Genomic DNA, 16,995 nt, shown 5'->3' with positions numbered 1-16,995 from the left:
TTAGCAACCTAAAATCCGTAAAATGGAGAATAACGTGTCTGATTTAGATTTTTCAAAGCTGGAAACATTGAGTGTTAGCATTGACCAGCATATTGCTCATATCCAGCTATCACGCCCTGAAGCGTTAAATAGCATGATCCCTATCTTTTGGCATGAACTACCAGCCACCGTGCGCAAAATTGATGAGCAATCAGCGGCTCGCGTTATCGTTATTTCGTCACAAGGTAAACATTTTAGTGCTGGCATGGATTTGTCTGTTTTTACTCAAATGGGCCAAGATTTTGTCGGTGAGCCTGGCCGTCGCGCTGAACGCATGCGCCGCATGGTCCTTGAGTTACAAGACAGTTTTAATGCGCTTGAATCGGTGCGTATGCCTGTGTTGGTCGCCATGCAGGGCGGGGTGATTGGTGGTGCTGTAGACATGGTTTGCGCAGCAGACAGTCGCTATTGCACCCAAGATACTTTTTTCACCATCAAAGAAACTGAAATCGGCATGACTGCTGATGTAGGTACGCTACAGCGATTGCCACATCTTATTCCTCAAGGGCTGGTGCGCGAGCTTGCATATACCGGGCGCAATATGGGCGCGCAAGAAGCGAAAGAATCAGGTTTAGTGAACCAAGTGTTTGCAGATCAAGAAAGCATGCTTGCTGAGGTAATGAAAATTGCAGCGCAAATTGCAGGTCATTCACCGCTGGCCGTGGCAGGGTGCAAAGAAATGATCAACTACACCCGTGACCACACAGTCGCTGATGCTCTTAACTATATGGCTACGTGGCAAACGGGTATGTTTCAAATGCCTGACATTCAAGAGGCGATGGGGGCTGCCAAAGAGCGGCGTAAACCCGTATACCAAGAGTTACATAAAAATATTAGCGGTATGCAGCGTAAGTAAACGCTGGACAGAATTAATAGGACCAAAAAATGACAACATCTACAGTAAATACAGCAGGCGCTAGTGTTTATCCAAATTTGCTTAAACCTTTGGATTTAGGCTTTACCAAATTGAAAAACCGTGTACTGATGGGCTCAATGCATACTGGGCTTGAAGAAGCACCCAATGGTCACGAGCGTATGGCGAAATTTTTTGCTGAACGGGCAAGAGGCGGGGTTGGCCTTATCGTAACAGGGGGCATTGGCCCGAATGATGAAGGTGCTACACATCAGCACACCAAGCGCCTGAGCAACGATAAAGAAGTGGCGCAACATAAGATGATCACTGATGCGGTGCACAATGAAGGTGGCAAAATCTGTATGCAAATTTTGCACACCGGCCGTTACGCCTATAACCCTAATTTAGTGGCGCCCTCTGCGGTACAAGCCCCCATCAATCCCTTTAAACCCAAAGCCTTGGATGACGATGGTATTGAGAAACAAATTGAAGATTTCATTTTCACTTCTACGCAAGCGCAAAAAGCGGGTTACGATGGAGTGGAGATCATGGGCTCAGAAGGCTATTTCTTAAATCAGTTTATCGCGGCGCGCACCAACCAGCGTGACGACCAATGGGGGGGAAGCTACGAAAATCGTATTAAGTTGCCTTTAGAAGTTGTACGCCGAGTGCGTGAAGCCGTGGGGGATAAATTCATTATTATTTATCGTTTGTCTATGCTGGATTTGGTAGAAGGCGGTTCTACTTATGAGGAAGTGGTTGAGCTAGGTAAACTGATTGAAAAAGCCGGAGCTACCATTATCAATACCGGCATTGGTTGGCATGAAGCACGTATTCCGACCATAGCGACTAAAGTGCCGAGAGCTGCCTTTACTTGGGTGACAGCAAAGTTCCGTGAGTCGTTGTCGATTCCAGTTATCACATCGAATCGAATTAACACCCCAGAAGTGGCAGAGCAAGTGCTTGCCCGTGGTGATGCGGATATGGTGTCCATGGCTCGCCCCTTCTTGGCCGACCCTGATTTTGTGATCAAGGCTGTAGAAAACCGTTCTGATGAGATCAATACCTGTATTGGATGTAACCAAGCCTGCTTAGATCACGTATTCGAGGGTAAAATGACCAGCTGTTTGGTTAACCCGAGAGCCTGTCATGAAACTGAGCTGAGCATTCTGCCTACCCAATCAGCTAAAACTATTGCCGTTATCGGTGGTGGCCCTGCTGGTCTTGCAGCGGCGAAAACGGCCGCTGAGCGTGGGCACAAGGTGACCTTATTTGATTCTGCGGACGAACTTGGTGGACAGTTTAATATTGCCAAGCAAGTACCAGGTAAAGAAGAGTTTTACGAGACAATCCGTTACTTCAAACGTCAACTAGAACTCCATAATGTAACCGTAAAGCTTAATACGCGTGTGACAGCCAGCGACTTAAATGACAGTGATTTTGATGAAGTGATTGTGGCCACAGGGATTGAACCACGTACGCCACCGATTGAGGGTATCGACCACGCTAAGGTCATGACCTACATAGAAGTCATTAAAGAGCACAAACCAGTAGGAAAAAAAGTTGCTGTTATTGGTGCTGGCGGTATTGGCTTTGATGTATCAGAGTTTTTATCACACTCTGGTGAATCAACCAGTTTGAATATTCCTGCCTTTATGAAAGAGTGGGGCATCGATATGACCTTTTCTTCTCGTGGCGGCATTGAAGGGGTTAAACCCCAACCTGCGCCTTCGCCACGGGAGATTTTCTTGTTACAACGTAAAACAACCAAAGTTGGGGCAGGTTTAGGTAAAACCACAGGCTGGGCACACCGAGCTGGCTTGTTGAGTAAAGGGGTTAGCATGATTGCCGGTTGTGAGTACCTAAAAATTGACGATCAAGGTATTCATATTAAGGTCAATGACGAAGTGCAAGTTCTGGATGTAGACAATGTCATTATTTGCGCAGGGCAAGAACCCCTGCGTGAATTGGTTGACGGTTTAACTAAGCCACATCACTTAATAGGTGGTGCTGACGTAGCGGCTGAACTTGATGCGAAGCGGGCAATCGATCAAGGAACACGCTTAGCAGCAACCTTGTAATTCAGGAAAATACGCCATAGGCGAATACGGCACCCCATTCACCTTGTATCGGTAATGGGGTGTTTTACGTTTAGCGGCGCCAAAGTTACTAGCGCTTATAACGCGCAATGCTCAGCGTTAGCATTCGCCAGCTTCGCACTTTGAAGTTGCATCAAAGTAGTCTCTAGTAAAAGCGATAAACGCTTTCAGCCTAGCTGATTGCTGGATCAGCTGAGGGTGAATAAGGTGAATAGCAAAATCGTTTTGTAAGTAGTCAGTCAACAAGGGGACAAGTAACCCTTGCTGAATTTCTTCATCTACCAAATATTCTGGCACGAGAATGATGCCATTTCCTGCAAGCGCATGTTTTTTTAAAATGAGGTTGTCGGTCACAGCAATCGGGCCATCTACTGGTATATTTTGGCCGCTAAATTGCCACTGGGTCTTCATATTTTGACGTAAACAGGTATGGTTACGCAAATCCGACAGCTGTTTTGGTGTGCCGTTTTTGGCTAGGTAATCAGGGCTGGCACAACACATGTGACGATAATCGAATAACTTTTTGGCTACCATATTTTGCGGCGGTGTTTGCGTTGCCCTAAAGGCTAAATCAAAGTCATTATGGTTTAAGTCGTGGGTGGTGTAGCTGCTATCTAGGCTAATGCGTATTGCTGGGTAATCAGCTTGAAATGCGCTGCATAAGTCGAGTAGATAGCGCTGGGCGAACTGGCTCGGCGCCGTTAAGCGTAATATGCCTTCTAAGGTATCATTGTCATGGCGAACTTCGCGTTCTAGTTCTAGCAATGAGCGTTTTATGTGGTTCATTCCTGCGAGTAGCTGGGTTCCTTCTTCGGTCAGTGACACATTGCGCGTGGAACGAATGAATAAATGCTTACCCATATCTTGTTCGAGCTTGCGGATTTGTTCTGACAAATACCCTCGGGAGATTGATAGTACCTGCGCCGCACGGGTGAAGCTGAGCTGCTTTGCCACTTCACTGAATAATATTAAGCGTTCAAATTTTTTGTGTTCACGGCTCATAACACTTGTTCAGGCTGAAAAACAATAACGTATTTTAGCCTCGCATTATTCGTTATATCAAACAATGTTTTCAGTAACTTGCTCTTTTGCTTTGCGGTTAAGTCACTACACTGTGTTCATCTATCAGATTGCTATAAACAGGCTCGTTATGACTTATTCTTCGCTACCTCTTGCTAACTACTTACCGAACGTTAGTTCACTTGCATATGGCTGTATGGGGCTCGGGGGCGATTGGAGTGATGCGCCCATTACTCAATCGCACATTGAGCAGGCCAACGACTGCGTGAATACCGCACTAGAATCAGGAATAAACTTTTTTGACCATGCGGATATTTATACGCACGGCAAAGCTGAGCAAGTGTTCGGTAAGGTATTAAGCGAGCGTCCACAGTTGCGCAAACAGATTTACATTCAATCAAAATGCGGTATTCGGTTTGCAGATGATAAAGGCCCAAAGCGTTATGACCTATCAAGTGAGTGGATAAAAGCCTCGGTTGAAGGCAGTTTACAAAGGCTAAATACGGATTATTTAGATGTTTTGATGCTCCATCGACCAGATCCATTGATGCAACCTGAAGACATTGCGAGTGCGTTTAGAGCATTGAAGCGCGAGGGAAAGGTACACCATTTCGCCGTGTCGAATATGCAACATCACCAAATTAGCTTTTTGCAAAAAGCATTAGACGAGCCACTAGTGGCCAATCAAATTGAAGCCAGTTTACTCAAGCAACACTGGATTGATGAAGGTGTATACGCAGGTAACGCAGATGGCCGTGACATCAATTTTACCGCGGGTACGATGGAGTATTGCCGACAAGAAAAAATCCAACTACAAAGCTGGGGCAGCTTAGCCCAAGGCCTTTATTCAGGACGAGATGTTAGTGACCAACCAGAAGCCGTGCAGCGTACCAGTCAATTGGTAGCGAAGCTCGCCTCACTATACCAAACGAGCCCTGAGGCCATTGTACTGGCTTGGTTGTTACGTCACCCAGCGCAGCTGCAACCGGTTATCGGCACCACAGATTGCGCTCGTATCGCCGCGTCTTGCCAAGCAATGAATATCCAACTCAATCGCGAGCATTGGTATGCCTTGTATGAAAGTGCCAAAGGCTACGCGTTACCTTAATCGATTTGGGCTTATTCATTATCATATGGCATTGGATAGCAGCAATTAACAGCGAATAAAAACCAACGGGATATTCAATGGATTTAGATACAGCAACAAACATAATACAAGCAGCCATAACAGCGGCGCGTGCGAACAATCAACACATTGCTATTTGTGTCACCGATAGTCACGGTGAGCTGTTGTGTTTCAAGCGAATGGACGATGCAAGCTTGCAAGCTGGGGTCTTGGCGCAAACCAAAGCGTACACTGCTGCACGAGAGAGACAAACAACGCGCCAACTAGCCAGTTGGGCGCAAGAAACCCATAAAGACATGGGCTATTGGAACGATGCTAAATTTACCGGGATCGCGGGTGGTGTGCCGGTATTTATGGATGCACGGTGTGTGGGGGCAATCGGTGTCAGCGGTTTGAGCGAAATGGAAGATGAAGCCTTGGGAATAGCGGCAATCGCAGAATGTGGGTTAGCTACAAAGAGTAAGATGCAGGAGACCGCAGCATGATATTGCTTAGAGCATTATTACTTATTTCTCTTAGTGGCGTAATTGTAGGTTGTGATACAGCTCAAAATCAGGAAAAGCAACACACGGCACAAAGCACCAGCACTGTCATGGACGCTGATGCAGCGAATAACACACTACCAAACGATAACTATTTATTGCGTGATGTGCGCGACGACGTTTTTTATTTCGTGATGCCGGATAGGTTTAATAACGCCGACCTGAGCAATGATAGTGGTGATAAAAACGGTGGTATATCTGCTGGCGGCTTCGATGCAACATCAAACCGAGGCTTTCACGGTGGTGATATGAAGGGTATCGAGCAGAAACTTGAATATCTGCAAGGTATGGGGATCACTGCCATTTGGATGACACCTATATTGCGCAATAAAGCGGTTCAACGTGATGGCGTTGCACATCATGGTTATTGGATCGTAGATTTCACAGAAATTGACCCGCATTTTGGCTCAAACGATGACCTTAAAAGCTTAATAGCAGCAGCGCACAAAAAAGGCATTAAAGTCTTTTTCGATATCATTACTAATCACACCGCAGACGTGGTGAAGTATGAAGAGTGTCATCATGCTAATGGGGATTTCAAGGGGGATAACCACTGCGTATATCAGTCTATAGAGCAACAAGCTAAGGGAGACGATTATACCCCTTTTGTAACGCTTAACGAGCAAACGGTAAAAGTACCCGCTTGGTTGAATGATCCTCAGTATTACCATAACCAAGGCGATACCACATTCGAGGGTGAGAGCTCTCTTAACGGTGATTTCAATGGACTCGATGATTTAGATACAGAAAACCCTAAAGTATTGCAGGGCATGATTGAAATCTACAAAAATTTGATCAAAGAATTTAAACCTGACGGTTTTAGAATTGATACAGTGCGCCACGTTCGTTTGCCATTTTGGCAAACTTTTAGCCCATCGATAATGACTTATGCACAGCAGCAGGGCATACCTAATTTTCATATTTTCGGTGAAGTCTATGACCCAGACCCAGCACAACTAAGCCGCTTTACTACCGAAGGTAAATTGCCATCGGTGTTGGACTTCGGCTTTCAGCAAGCTGCTGCAGATGTCTTCTATCGCAAACAAAGCCCTCTGGTTATCAAAGCCTTATTTTCTCAAGACGATTTATATACAGATGAAGATAGTCAGGCCGATATGCTGATGACTTTTTTAGGTAATCACGATATGGGCCGCACAGGTTATTTCATTGAACAAGGGGTACCAAATGCTAGCAACGCGGAAAAACTGAATCGCAGTATTTTATCTCATGCGTTTATGTATTTATCTCGCGGCATACCTGTTGTGTACTACGGCGACGAGCAGGGGTTTACCGGTGACGGTAACGACGTAAACGCCAGACAAGATATGTTCCCTTCTTTGGTGGTCAGTGACAACGACAATCCATTACTAGGTAGTAACGCGAGCACTGCAGACGATAATTTTGACAGTACTCATCCCATCTATTTGGCGTTGAAGGAATTAGCGCAATTACGACATGATCATCACGCTTTGCGCAGGGGCCAGTACAAAAGCCGTTACTTTAATGAGGATTCTATGATGTTTGCGTTTGCGCGAACTTTGCCTCAAGGCAAAGAGTATTTGGCGGTGTTTAATGCCGGAACTGAAGTCGCTAGCATGACAATACCAGCGCAATCAAAAGATTATGAAGGGCTTGTTGAAGCGACTGGGTTTAACCTTAGCGATGAGCTGATAACAGTAACGGTACCGGCACTGAGTTTTGCTTTGTATCAAGCTAAATAACCTGAATACTGGATAAGCCGAGCCTCTCGATAACGCCCTTTTTGTGCCTAGCTGCGTTGGATTGTCTAGCAATAACACGTTATTACGTACGCCAATCCGCCTTGCTATGCACGAAAAATTTCGTCACCGAGTAAGTTTTAGAGTAAAAAAACTTGGGTATAAATGCGTAAAATATTGAATTATGACCTTAAAACCCATTGGAGCGACACTTCTTATCCAGAACTCAGGTTAAATAAACGAAAACTACTTTATTTTTATGAGAAAAAGCCGCAGATGTTACGACCATAAATGCACTAACATCTGCGCATTGCTCTATTTCTATCGCTTAGCGTTCTTTCTTGGCGCGCCAGACAAAGCTTAATAAGGTCACCCCCGCAAGAATAAAGCAGTAAAACGAGTAAGGTATAACATCTACTGGCGAGAGCGAGAACGTAGCGCCAATAATAAGCAACTGACCACCATAAGGGATTAGCCCCTGTACCACACAAGCAAAAATATCAAGCAAGCTGGCACTGCGCTTAGGCTCAATACCTCCTTGCTCGGCGAGGGCTTTTGCTGTGCTGCCTGCAACGATAATCGATACGGTGTTATTGGCAATGCACACGTTTAACGCACTAATAAGCACGGCGATACCCAATGAGTTACCTATTTTAATTGGCAACGCCAAAGTGCGAATCAGCTTGCTGATCGACGCAAGTAAAAAATCTATGCCCCCTTGTTGGCGCATGAGTTCAGATAATCCGCCGAGCATCAGCGATAAAATCATAATTTCCTGCATCTGACCAAATCCGCTGTAAATATCTTGGCCGACTGAGGCCAACTCATATTCAGTCATACTTATACCTATAATGGCGCTAGTTAATATGCCGATCACCAATACTGCAAACACATTCACACCAGAAACCGCTAACACCAAAATTAATAAATAAGGCAGGGCTAGCCAGGCATTGGTGCCTTGGGGGATATTCGCTTCACCTGTTTCACCTAGCGTAATTAGCAATACAATAACGATGAGTGCTGCGGGTAATGCTAGGTGTAAGTTAGCCTTAAATTTGTCACGCATTTCACAGCCTTGAGTGCGCGTTGCCGCAATGGTGGTGTCAGAAATGATCGATAAGTTATCACCAAATATGGCTCCGCTGACCAAGACGCCTGCCACTAATGCGGGTTCAATTCCTGTGGCTTGGGCCACGCCTAACCCCACCGGGCCGAGCGCAGCAAGGGTGCCCATTGATGTGCCCATGGCGGTGGCGATAAACCCCGCGATTAAAAACAACCCCGGCAAGATAAATTGGGCAGGAATAATGCTTAGCCCTAAGCTTACTGTTGCGTCGACTCCCCCAGTGGCTTTAGCCACGGCGGAGAAAGCGCCGGCTAATAAGTAAATAAAACACATGGTTATTATATTGCTGTGACCCGCACCTTCGATATATCGAGCCATGGTTTGGGTAAGGGTTTCCTTTGACAGCAATACGGCAAGTATCACCGCAGGCAGCAAAGCGGAAGGTGAGGGCAACTGATAAAAAGCATACTCCACGCCTTGCGCCTGATAATAAAAGCCGACACCCAAAAACAGTACCAAGAAGGTAAGCAGTGGCAACAGCGCCAGTTTAGCGGTAGTCGAATAAGGGTTTGACGAAGGTGAAGGAGGTTGCATAATTTTACCATAGACGTTTAGACGTCCAAAATACTAACTGTCTGGGGGAAAATAGCAAGTTTAGTTAGCGAGATAAGTGAAGCACTCTACAAACAGCGTCTGACACAGAAAAACTAACAATCGTTAAGGTTATCAAATAATTTAACAAATTCGCCCTATGGTCTTTGGCAGGCCTTCGTGTTTAACCTGCGCCTAAGCGTGAAATCACTACGCATTTTCGCTCGCACCTGTAGCGTACTTATCGCTCATTAATTAAGCTATTCATTCACCTGCTTCAATTTGGCTAAAAGTTTACTGCGCTGAATGAGGGGTAAATGTTTTTACCCATCTACTTCTAAATATTTTTCTCATGCCTGTGCGAGTACAAGTTATCAACGTTACATTCCATAACACTTTGCGCATCAATGTTAACAGGCGTATTAAATGGCATGGGGTATTATTCCCGCGTCAAATTAATACCTAATTGTTACGTTGAATCTGAGCAGATGCGACCAGTGTACTTCGGTTTTCTCCTTGGCGCTTCTGCCACGACACGACAACATTATTTCATCACCCATTAATCTATAGGAACGTCCATGGACGCTTGGAATCTCATTTGTTTTTTAGGGGCACTGGCTGTCCTTATCGCGTTTACCAATCAATTTGTACTTAAACTGCAAACGACCATTGCTATTACCACTGGCTCTGTAGCGATTTCATTGTTGCTGATTTTAGCCGTTAAACTACTGGGAGATGAATCAGCTCAGTCACTGATCAATGTGGTAAGTGATTTGAATTTTAATCAAATTTTGCTTAATGGCATGTTGGGATTTTTACTTTTTGCAGGGGCGATGGAGATAGATTTACGTGCTTTACGCCGCCAGAGATGGGAAATAACGACTTTAGTGCTTTTTTCCACGGTAGTGTCGACCGTGATAGTGGGCTACTTAAGCTCATTTATTTTGGGACAATTTGGATGGGATGTGCCCTTTATTTACTGCTTGTTGTTTGGTGCGCTTATCAGCCCTACAGACCCCATCGCAGTGCTCGCGATCATTAAGCAAATGCAGGCACCTAAAAATATTTCGATTCAAGTCGAAGGAGAGTCTTTGTTCAATGACGGGGTAGGCTTGGTTATATTCTCTACTTTGTTTGCTGTCGCATTTAGCGGTGTTGAACCGACAGTTAGCAGTGTTGCAGAGCTGTTTTTATCGGAAGCCGTGGGTGGGATCGTATTCGGATTAGTACTAGCCGTGGTTGCACATTTTCTTATCGTTAAAAGTCCGGACTTTAATGTACGTTTATTGGTGACATTAGCTATACCGTCTGCCGGTTATGCCCTTGCGATTGCATTGCATGTGTCAGGCGCACTGGCGATGGTGATGTGCGGCATATTTATTGGCAACGTAACACGCTCAAAAGGTGCGCCTTTAGCGCGAATTTCTAGTATCCGATTTATTAAGAACTTCTGGCATGCCACAGATACCTTCCTAAATGCTTTGCTGTTCTTACTGATCGGCATGTTGATTGTCAGTATGCGTCTGTCTTTAGATGAAATATTGATTGGCCTTTGTATGATCCCCGCCGTGTTATTCGCACGCTTTGTCAGTGTAGGTGCCCCGTACTTGGTGTTTAAACAATTTAGGCGCTACGACTTAAATTCAGTGCGCATTTTGACGTGGGGTGGCTTGCGAGGCGGTTTAGCGTTAGCGATGGCGGCGTCTATTCCTAACGATACTATGTTAGCAAATGGTCACAATTTACATAATTTAATGGTTATTGTGACGTATATCGTGGTGATATTTTCTATTGTGGTACAAGGTTTAACGATTTCTCCGCTGATCAAAAAGAGTATCGCAGCTGCACAGGCACGCGCTTAGTCAAAGCACAATGAAAGGATGATACGAAAGCGCCTTTGCATATACTGCAAAGGCGCGTCTTTAACGTTTTCGGTAGCGATTATGTTTTGCTACTTTTCAGTGACTTGGTAAATAGTGACTGTACCACTTACTTCATTACCGATAATAAGTAGCGCGTTTCCATTTGGGCTGTCACTGGGGGCAACAAACTTAATGCTTTCTGGGCCTAAGTCACCCGAGATAGCGACTTCGCTACAATCCATTCCTTCGGCTTCGTCACAGGGGTTATCCAAATCATCATCTAATTCGAAATCAGTACTAAAGTCACGGTTGTTATAGTGTGCAACATAAGCAACATTGAATGGATTGGTAACATCGTAAGTAAACAAGTCACCTGAACGTTCTTGGGCAATAAATGCATAGGTACGACCTTCAATTTCGCCCACAGCTATCGCTTCTGGCTCGCCACCTTTGTCATCCGAGCGGTTATCACCTTTATTTTCCGTGTGGGCGCTGTTGAAGTCATTACCTAAAATAGCCGCTGAGATTTTACCGAAATCATCGCCTGAATCATAAACTAGGTTTATATTTTGATCCCAAATCGAAAATGAGCGGGCTCCGTATGCATACAAGGCTTCAAATTCACCATTTTCATCAGCATCACCTAAGGCTGTCGTGACTTTTAGCCGCCCTAAGCCGTCGTCACCGCCGCTCAAATCGTATGCGGTTTGCAAGCTTGGTGACAAACTCATATTCAACTCGTCTTCATCGATTATGTCTTCTACTCGAACTTCTTCTGAATATGCATCATAGTCGCGAGAGTCGCCTTCATTGGCTGACAAAATAAATGTGGCGCCATTGTATTGGTACGAGGTAATCGTATCTGGTTGATACATGCCGTATAAGCCGTCAACACTATCAAAGTGAGGTAGTTCGTCCTCATTGGTAAAATCTAACTCGAAACTACTCCAGTCTTTAAAGCCAAGTGCGCGCACTTCAATGGTCATTTCTTCTAAGTCTAGGATACCAATTGCGTTGCTTTCTTGAAGAGAAACATAAGCGGTTTTACCGTCTGCTGCGTAGGTGATGTATTCAGGCTCTAACTCCTGGGCGACAGTCATGCCAGTTGGACCGGCAAATTTTACGCCAGACGCTTTAAGTAAAGCCATTCGTTTTGCGTCAGTATCGAAGTCTTCCTCATCAAGCGTGTCACTTGAAAATGTCATGTCAGTGGTGAAGTTGATAGTCTGCGCTGTGTCAGCAGGAATCCCATCTGTGATGGTGATCATGGAAACACTGCCTTCTGGGTCGACTGTATAATCTGTGTCTGGTTCACCTTCATTCGCCACCAATACGTTAGTGCCATCAGGGTTAAACGCGACCATATCGGGTAATGCACCTGCTGCAACTGCCTTGATGAAGGTGCCTTGACCTGTTGCATCTAAACTGTAAAACAAGACCGCTCCTGGGCTTGTTTTTATGCTTGCTTCTACTGCAATTGCCAGTATGTCACCATTGATAGCAATCGAATTAGCCGCACCTAAGGAGATGGTTTGATCTGCATTTGCTTCGTCTTTTACGGTTACGCTGTCGGCAAAAGTGAATGCATTGGATTGCAAACTGGCGTCAGAAAAAGGGTTTGCCACAGCCGCGCTTGTTAACCCAGATAAGTCTATGACTTCGATTTGGTTTTCAGCTGAATTTATAGCGAAAGCGGTGTTTGAGGCTTGGTGAAATTGCACTATTTCAGCAGCACTTTTACCAAAGACTTCGATGCCTCCGGCGGTAAAGCGGCCAACCACCTCAATGTTTAAATCTCGTGGCAGGCTTTGACCATCGACACCATCAGCTCCGTCTGTACCGTCAATGCCAGCAGCACCTGTGGCACCGTCTTGACCATCATCGCCGTCAAGCGCACAGCCAGCTAAGCCAAAAACGACAGCCATAGATAAGATACTAAGTTTTAAAGTGTTTTTAAGTGGTTGCACCGAATGTTCCTTTTTTATTTTTAAAAGTAGCCGTGCAAGTTAAAGTTACAATGTGACTCTATAACGACAAAAAGATGAACAAATTGTGACGGCGGGAGCGTTAGAAAATTAAACAAGGGGGGAGATTAAACATCAGAAAATTGAATAGGTGGGAAAGCAGGCCTGAACAGAACAGTAATGTTGGCGCCACCATACTGATGATTAGATTCAAGCCTGAATATATGAAAGCATAAGCGTGTTATTAAGCCATTTCAGCCATAACTTTACCAACGTTCGACATTACCTCAGATAGTTCTTTGGTTGGGCTAAAATCAATAAATTTTAGATCCTTGTCGACGATGGCGGTATGCCCTGGGTGTGCGTAAAAAACGTCGCCGGCTTCAAATGACTCTTGTGTACCGTCATCGTATATAAAGCGGAACGTTCCTTCGAATATATAACCCCAGTGTGGGCAATGGCAGTTGTTGTTATCTAACCCCTTAAGCAAAGGCGTAAAGTCGGTACCCTTTGGTAGTTCATGAAAAACAACCGTCATATCTCCCAGCCCAGCTTGGGAGCGCATGAGCAGTCCGGGGGCTTCCATTACAACAGGTATATCTTCCTTCTTCATTTTCATGGTTATTTCCTTTCTATAACGCGAATAAAGTAATGCTGTTTACTACTCGACAGCGCAAGGGGTAAGTCATCATTTTTTGACTTGCCGCAGTTAGAGTATAGTTAAAGAATATGAACGCTGAGTTTGATGTGAAAAAGATTTACGATGAATGAAAGCTGACTTTAAAAAAGCCCAATCCAAAATCAGACAGTCGTTTGCGAGTACGAAAAACAGACGTTTGACGGAGAAACGATGGTTTAAATGAATTTTTTAGAATTCTATCTTACGGTTTGTACTAGAAGAGCTTGAGCAAATTTGATTGTCGGTTAAGTGCCACTAGTGGTCGTTCAAGTTTTGAAATTTGAATGGCGGCTGTGTACGTAAAGCGGTCATTGGCACTAGAAAAATTGACTGACGTCAATGAGCGATCAACGGACATTCAAACGATCTGGGTCGTCTGGCCACTATGTCCGAAGTAGCGGATGCATCTTTTCATTGTCTATTGTCAGCTGCGAGCGAATTGAGGGTCATCAATTTGTCATTTATGACGATCGGCTGTGTTACGAAAATAGACAAACGTAAAACTACAAGACTTGTTGATGTAAGTGTCACTCTTCAAGTAACTGCAATACCCCACATTCTTTAACTTTTCTATTATCGGTGCATGCCGAAGCCATCTCAGATAGTGTAAGTTTTAGCTCCTCAAGCTCTGCAATGCGATGAGTGACGTCAATCATATGTTGGTGGATCAAATTGTTCACACTAGAACAACTTTTATCGGGATTATTTTTTGTATCCAATAACTGCTTAATTTCAATTATAGTCAATCCTAAGGAACGGCACTGTTTAATGAATTGCAATGTCCTTAACGATGAGGCGTCGTAAATTCTGTAGTTGCCGTCACTGCGATTGCAAGCTTCCAACAAATCCTGTTTTTCATAAAAGCGGATCGTCTGGATAGTACACCCACTCTTTTTTGATAGTTCACCTATTTTCATAAACATGCCTTTGTGCTGTTGACTCTATACTTGGTATAGACTTTACACTGTGGCTACGGTATTTGGAATAAGAGTTAAACAATGAGTGGTTGCGGTTGCGAAGTAGAAATCAAGAATTCGTCACAAAAGCGCATTTTGTATTGGCTCCTAGGCATCAATGCGACGATGTTTCTTATTGAGATAACTATAGGTATTTTGGCTGATTCCACCGCTTTGATAGCAGACTCGCTGGACATGCTGGCAGATGCAATTGTGTACGGCATAGGTATTTATGCTGTGGGTCAATCTATACTTTACAAAGCCAAAGCTGCGCAAATCAGTGGTTACTTTCAGCTGTTGCTGGGCGTGATCATTCTCATTGATATTACCAGAAGATTATTCTTGGGCAGTGAGCCTATCTCATCATTAATGATAGGAATGGGGTTCATTGCACTCATTGCAAACGTCGCTTGCTTGGTGATTATTCGTAATCATAAAAACGACGAAGTACATATGCGAGCCAGCTGGATTTTTTCAGCTAACGATGTCATTGCCAACATGGGTGTCATCATCGCCGGTGTTCTAGTGGTATGGCTTGATAGCAGAGTACCGGATCTGGTTATCGGCTGTATAGTGTCAATAGTCGTGCTACGCGGAGCGTGGATGATCCTGAAAGACGCCGAGCAGGAAGTACTTAATAAGGAATTACAGAAAGGTAAAGTGGGTGATTCACTATGACATACAATAAAGCCGTTAAGCCGCATATCGATTCCAAATTGACAGATTACTCAGATGCAATGTCTAACAATAATGAGAGGCAGGCATTTGCAGCGCTAGAGGATGCGCATGTAATTGGTCAGCACTCTACTTATTTTCATTGTTTAATCCATTATAAAATGCTGCGACATGGTCTTCTAAACAAAGATTGGAGAGCCGTTTTGGGACAATTAATAAGAATAATTGGTGCTGCAACTAAAACCGTTATCGGCCTTGTACCCAAAGGGAACACAGGTGGCACTAATATCAGTCCATTCAAACGACTACCGGTAAGTGTTGAAAATCAAGCGATATTGGACAAAATCAATCATGCATAATCATAACCACAGTCACAGTGATAACAGCGCTTCAAAACGCATTGGCTGGGCATTTTTCTTGAATGTCGTATTCACTATCATTGAATTTATAGGCGGATGGCTGACAAACAGCACGGCCATAATGGCTGACGCAGTACATGATTTGGGCGATAGTTTATCTATTGGCACTGCATGGGGATTGAACAAGCTAAGCGATAAAGACGCGAATACCACATTTTCATATGGTTATAAACGATTCTCGCTGTTAGGCGCTTTGATCAACGGAGTTGTTTTAACTATAGGCTCAATATGGATTTTATTCGAGGCCATACCTAGGCTTTCAGCACCTGAAATGCCACAAGTGGAAGGTATGCTATTGCTTTCGATATTTGGTATCGCGGTAAATGGTTTTGCCGCGTATAAACTTAGCGAAGGGAACTCCTTAAACGAGCGTATCTTAAACTGGCACTTACTTGAAGATGTATTGGGTTGGGTGGCAGTGCTGATCGTATCGATTGTGCTGATGTTCAAGCCATGGGCAATTTTGGATCCCATTTTATCTATTGGCTTTACATTATTCATTTTATTCAATGTCGTCAGAAATCTAAAAGAAACCTTATTGTTATTCTTGCAAGGCACGCCAGATACGACGCAGATGGTGAAAGTGCGTAAAGTGCTCATGTCAAACGCTGATGTGGCGGATATACATCATTTTCATATCTGGTCTTTGGACGGTGAACATAGCGTCATGACGGCACATGTGGTGTTGAAACAAGATGTTTCGATTTCTCAATTGAGAACACTCAAAGACGAATTTCGTCACGACCTTGGTGAGTTTGACTTTGTACACACTACCATTGAAATTGAATTTGCCAATGAAGATTGCCGTGATAAGTAATGTAATGGTTGAAATACTTTGTTTTGGTTGGTCGATTGGTCTTAGTTCGATAAGCTGTTAAAATAGATATGATGAGAGAAGATAGATATGTTTAGTGTAAGGGTGGCGAGTTACCTGTTGATTTCGCTGATTTTGTTTCAGTCGTTTTCGGCTGTCGCCAATTCCTTGGATTTTCATTCTATCGACTCGCAACATCTAAGCGAAATACACGAACATCAGGCGGGAGATAACACTGTTTCTGCGAAAACGCTTGTTCAACAGCAATCTAACGAACAATCCAATGCTGATAAAATCACCGTAGATATTTCTCATAATCCCGCTGATTGCCACCACTGTGGTCATTGTCACGGAACCCATGCTCACTGGCTTGGAAACAGCAATGGCATCGAACTCGATTCTGTTACCACCCATCACGGTTTCTATTACTTAACGAAAGTAATAGAAGGACCCGTCACACAATTGTTACGCCCACCTAAAGCATAACCCTGAACTAATCAAACACCGTTCGCCAACAACTTGGCGATATATATTTTTGATAATTTAGGAATAAAACAATGATGAAATTTTCA

At 44.2% G+C, this 16,995-nt stretch carries 15 protein-coding genes; 10 read left to right on the top strand and 5 right to left on the bottom strand.

Annotated elements, in window-relative coordinates; genetic code table 11:
* Positions 1-22 precede the first annotated feature (22 nt).
* Together FX988_RS06505 and FX988_RS06500 are read left to right on the top strand one after the other, a co-directional pair.
* On the top strand, positions 23-895 hold the full coding sequence (locus tag FX988_RS06505) for a crotonase/enoyl-CoA hydratase family protein (RefSeq protein WP_201751638.1): 873 nt from the start codon (positions 23-25) through the stop codon (positions 893-895).
* Between the two features lie 29 nt (positions 896-924).
* The gene (locus FX988_RS06500) at positions 925-2,973 is read left to right on the top strand and encodes an NADPH-dependent 2,4-dienoyl-CoA reductase (protein ID WP_160178874.1); all 2,049 of its coding nucleotides are present in this window, start codon (positions 925-927) and stop codon (positions 2,971-2,973) included.
* 117 nt (positions 2,974-3,090) lie between these two features.
* Here FX988_RS06500 and FX988_RS06495 read toward each other — a convergent pair whose 3' ends face one another.
* Positions 3,091-3,993: a LysR family transcriptional regulator gene (locus FX988_RS06495; RefSeq protein ID WP_160178873.1), complete on the bottom strand. Its 903-nt coding sequence runs from the start codon at positions 3,991-3,993 to the stop codon at positions 3,091-3,093.
* A gap of 148 nt (positions 3,994-4,141) precedes the next feature.
* Between FX988_RS06495 and FX988_RS06490 the strand changes: the two genes are divergently transcribed.
* From FX988_RS06490 to FX988_RS06480, 3 genes are all read left to right on the top strand, one after another.
* A complete protein-coding gene (locus tag FX988_RS06490) occupies positions 4,142-5,119 on the top strand; it encodes an aldo/keto reductase (protein WP_160178872.1) in 978 nt (325 codons plus the stop codon).
* 77 nt (positions 5,120-5,196) lie between these two features.
* Complete coding sequence (locus tag FX988_RS06485; RefSeq protein WP_160178871.1) at positions 5,197-5,622, top strand: GlcG/HbpS family heme-binding protein; 426 nt, start codon at positions 5,197-5,199, stop codon at positions 5,620-5,622.
* Complete coding sequence (locus tag FX988_RS06480) at positions 5,619-7,400, top strand: alpha-amylase family glycosyl hydrolase (protein WP_160178870.1); 1,782 nt, start codon at positions 5,619-5,621, stop codon at positions 7,398-7,400. The genes FX988_RS06485 and FX988_RS06480 overlap by 4 nt, the downstream gene beginning before the upstream one ends.
* 325 nt (positions 7,401-7,725) lie before the next feature.
* Here the strand turns inward: FX988_RS06480 and FX988_RS06475 are convergent, their stop codons facing one another.
* Positions 7,726-9,057, bottom strand: coding sequence for a Na+/H+ antiporter NhaC family protein (locus FX988_RS06475; RefSeq protein WP_160178869.1), 1,332 nt, complete (start codon positions 9,055-9,057; stop codon positions 7,726-7,728).
* 575 nt (positions 9,058-9,632) lie between these two features.
* Here FX988_RS06475 and FX988_RS06470 point away from each other — a divergent pair.
* Positions 9,633-10,916, top strand: coding sequence for a cation:proton antiporter (locus tag FX988_RS06470; protein WP_160178868.1), 1,284 nt, complete (start codon positions 9,633-9,635; stop codon positions 10,914-10,916).
* Positions 10,917-11,005: 89 nt separating this feature from the next.
* On the opposite strand, the gene FX988_RS06465 is transcribed toward FX988_RS06470, so the two are convergent.
* The 3 genes from FX988_RS06465 to FX988_RS06455 all read right to left on the bottom strand — a co-directional run bounded on the left by FX988_RS06465 (position 11,006) and on the right by FX988_RS06455 (position 14,476).
* A complete protein-coding gene (locus FX988_RS06465) occupies positions 11,006-12,883 on the bottom strand; it encodes a choice-of-anchor I family protein (RefSeq protein WP_160178867.1) in 1,878 nt (625 codons plus the stop codon).
* A gap of 241 nt (positions 12,884-13,124) precedes the next feature.
* The gene (locus tag FX988_RS06460; RefSeq protein WP_160178866.1) at positions 13,125-13,499 is read right to left on the bottom strand and encodes a hypothetical protein; all 375 of its coding nucleotides are present in this window, start codon (positions 13,497-13,499) and stop codon (positions 13,125-13,127) included.
* 587 nt (positions 13,500-14,086) lie between these two features.
* Entirely contained in the window at positions 14,087-14,476 is a 390-nt protein-coding gene (locus FX988_RS06455) for a Cd(II)/Pb(II)-responsive transcriptional regulator (RefSeq protein ID WP_011574834.1), read from the bottom strand.
* 81 nt (positions 14,477-14,557) lie between these two features.
* Between FX988_RS06455 and FX988_RS06450 the strand changes: the two genes are divergently transcribed.
* From FX988_RS06450 to FX988_RS06435, 4 genes are all read left to right on the top strand, one after another.
* Positions 14,558-15,193 (top strand): cation transporter, encoded by a 636-nt coding sequence (locus tag FX988_RS06450; protein WP_160178865.1) that lies wholly within the window; start codon positions 14,558-14,560, stop codon positions 15,191-15,193.
* The gene (locus tag FX988_RS06445; RefSeq protein WP_160178864.1) at positions 15,190-15,549 is read left to right on the top strand and encodes a DUF3703 domain-containing protein; all 360 of its coding nucleotides are present in this window, start codon (positions 15,190-15,192) and stop codon (positions 15,547-15,549) included. The genes FX988_RS06450 and FX988_RS06445 overlap by 4 nt, the downstream gene beginning before the upstream one ends.
* Positions 15,542-16,426, top strand: coding sequence for a cation diffusion facilitator family transporter (locus FX988_RS06440; protein ID WP_160178863.1), 885 nt, complete (start codon positions 15,542-15,544; stop codon positions 16,424-16,426). The genes FX988_RS06445 and FX988_RS06440 overlap by 8 nt, the downstream gene beginning before the upstream one ends.
* Before the next feature lie 87 nt (positions 16,427-16,513).
* Positions 16,514-16,909, top strand: coding sequence for a hypothetical protein (locus FX988_RS06435; protein WP_083879594.1), 396 nt, complete (start codon positions 16,514-16,516; stop codon positions 16,907-16,909).
* Positions 16,910-16,995: the final 86 nt, after the last annotated feature.

The organism is Paraglaciecola mesophila, assembly GCF_009906955.1.
In the GTDB taxonomy this organism is placed as follows: domain Bacteria; phylum Pseudomonadota; class Gammaproteobacteria; order Enterobacterales; family Alteromonadaceae; genus Paraglaciecola; species Paraglaciecola mesophila_A.
Note: the sequence above shows the minus strand (reverse complement) of the source record. Positions and strands in the feature narration are given on the sequence as shown.

Bases quoted from the DNA above. Each gene is read 5' to 3' on its own strand.
- FX988_RS06470 (WP_160178868.1), top strand. From the start codon at position 9,633: ATGGACGCTTGGAATCTCATTTGTTTTTTAGGGGCACTGGCTGTCCTT.
- FX988_RS06450 (WP_160178865.1), top strand. From the start codon at position 14,558: ATGAGTGGTTGCGGTTGCGAAGTAGAAATCAAGAATTCGTCACAAAAG.
- FX988_RS06435 (WP_083879594.1), top strand. From the start codon at position 16,514: ATGTTTAGTGTAAGGGTGGCGAGTTACCTGTTGATTTCGCTGATTTTG.
- FX988_RS06500 (WP_160178874.1), top strand. From the start codon at position 925: ATGACAACATCTACAGTAAATACAGCAGGCGCTAGTGTTTATCCAAAT.
- FX988_RS06480 (WP_160178870.1), top strand. From the start codon at position 5,619: ATGATATTGCTTAGAGCATTATTACTTATTTCTCTTAGTGGCGTAATT.
- FX988_RS06460 (WP_160178866.1), bottom strand. From the start codon at position 13,499: ATGAAAATGAAGAAGGAAGATATACCTGTTGTAATGGAAGCCCCCGGA.
- FX988_RS06455 (WP_011574834.1), bottom strand. From the start codon at position 14,476: ATGAAAATAGGTGAACTATCAAAAAAGAGTGGGTGTACTATCCAGACG.
- FX988_RS06440 (WP_160178863.1), top strand. From the start codon at position 15,542: ATGCATAATCATAACCACAGTCACAGTGATAACAGCGCTTCAAAACGC.
- FX988_RS06505 (WP_201751638.1), top strand. From the start codon at position 23: ATGGAGAATAACGTGTCTGATTTAGATTTTTCAAAGCTGGAAACATTG.
- FX988_RS06445 (WP_160178864.1), top strand. From the start codon at position 15,190: ATGACATACAATAAAGCCGTTAAGCCGCATATCGATTCCAAATTGACA.
- FX988_RS06495 (WP_160178873.1), bottom strand. From the start codon at position 3,993: ATGAGCCGTGAACACAAAAAATTTGAACGCTTAATATTATTCAGTGAA.
- FX988_RS06490 (WP_160178872.1), top strand. From the start codon at position 4,142: ATGACTTATTCTTCGCTACCTCTTGCTAACTACTTACCGAACGTTAGT.
- FX988_RS06485 (WP_160178871.1), top strand. From the start codon at position 5,197: ATGGATTTAGATACAGCAACAAACATAATACAAGCAGCCATAACAGCG.
- FX988_RS06475 (WP_160178869.1), bottom strand. From the start codon at position 9,057: ATGCAACCTCCTTCACCTTCGTCAAACCCTTATTCGACTACCGCTAAA.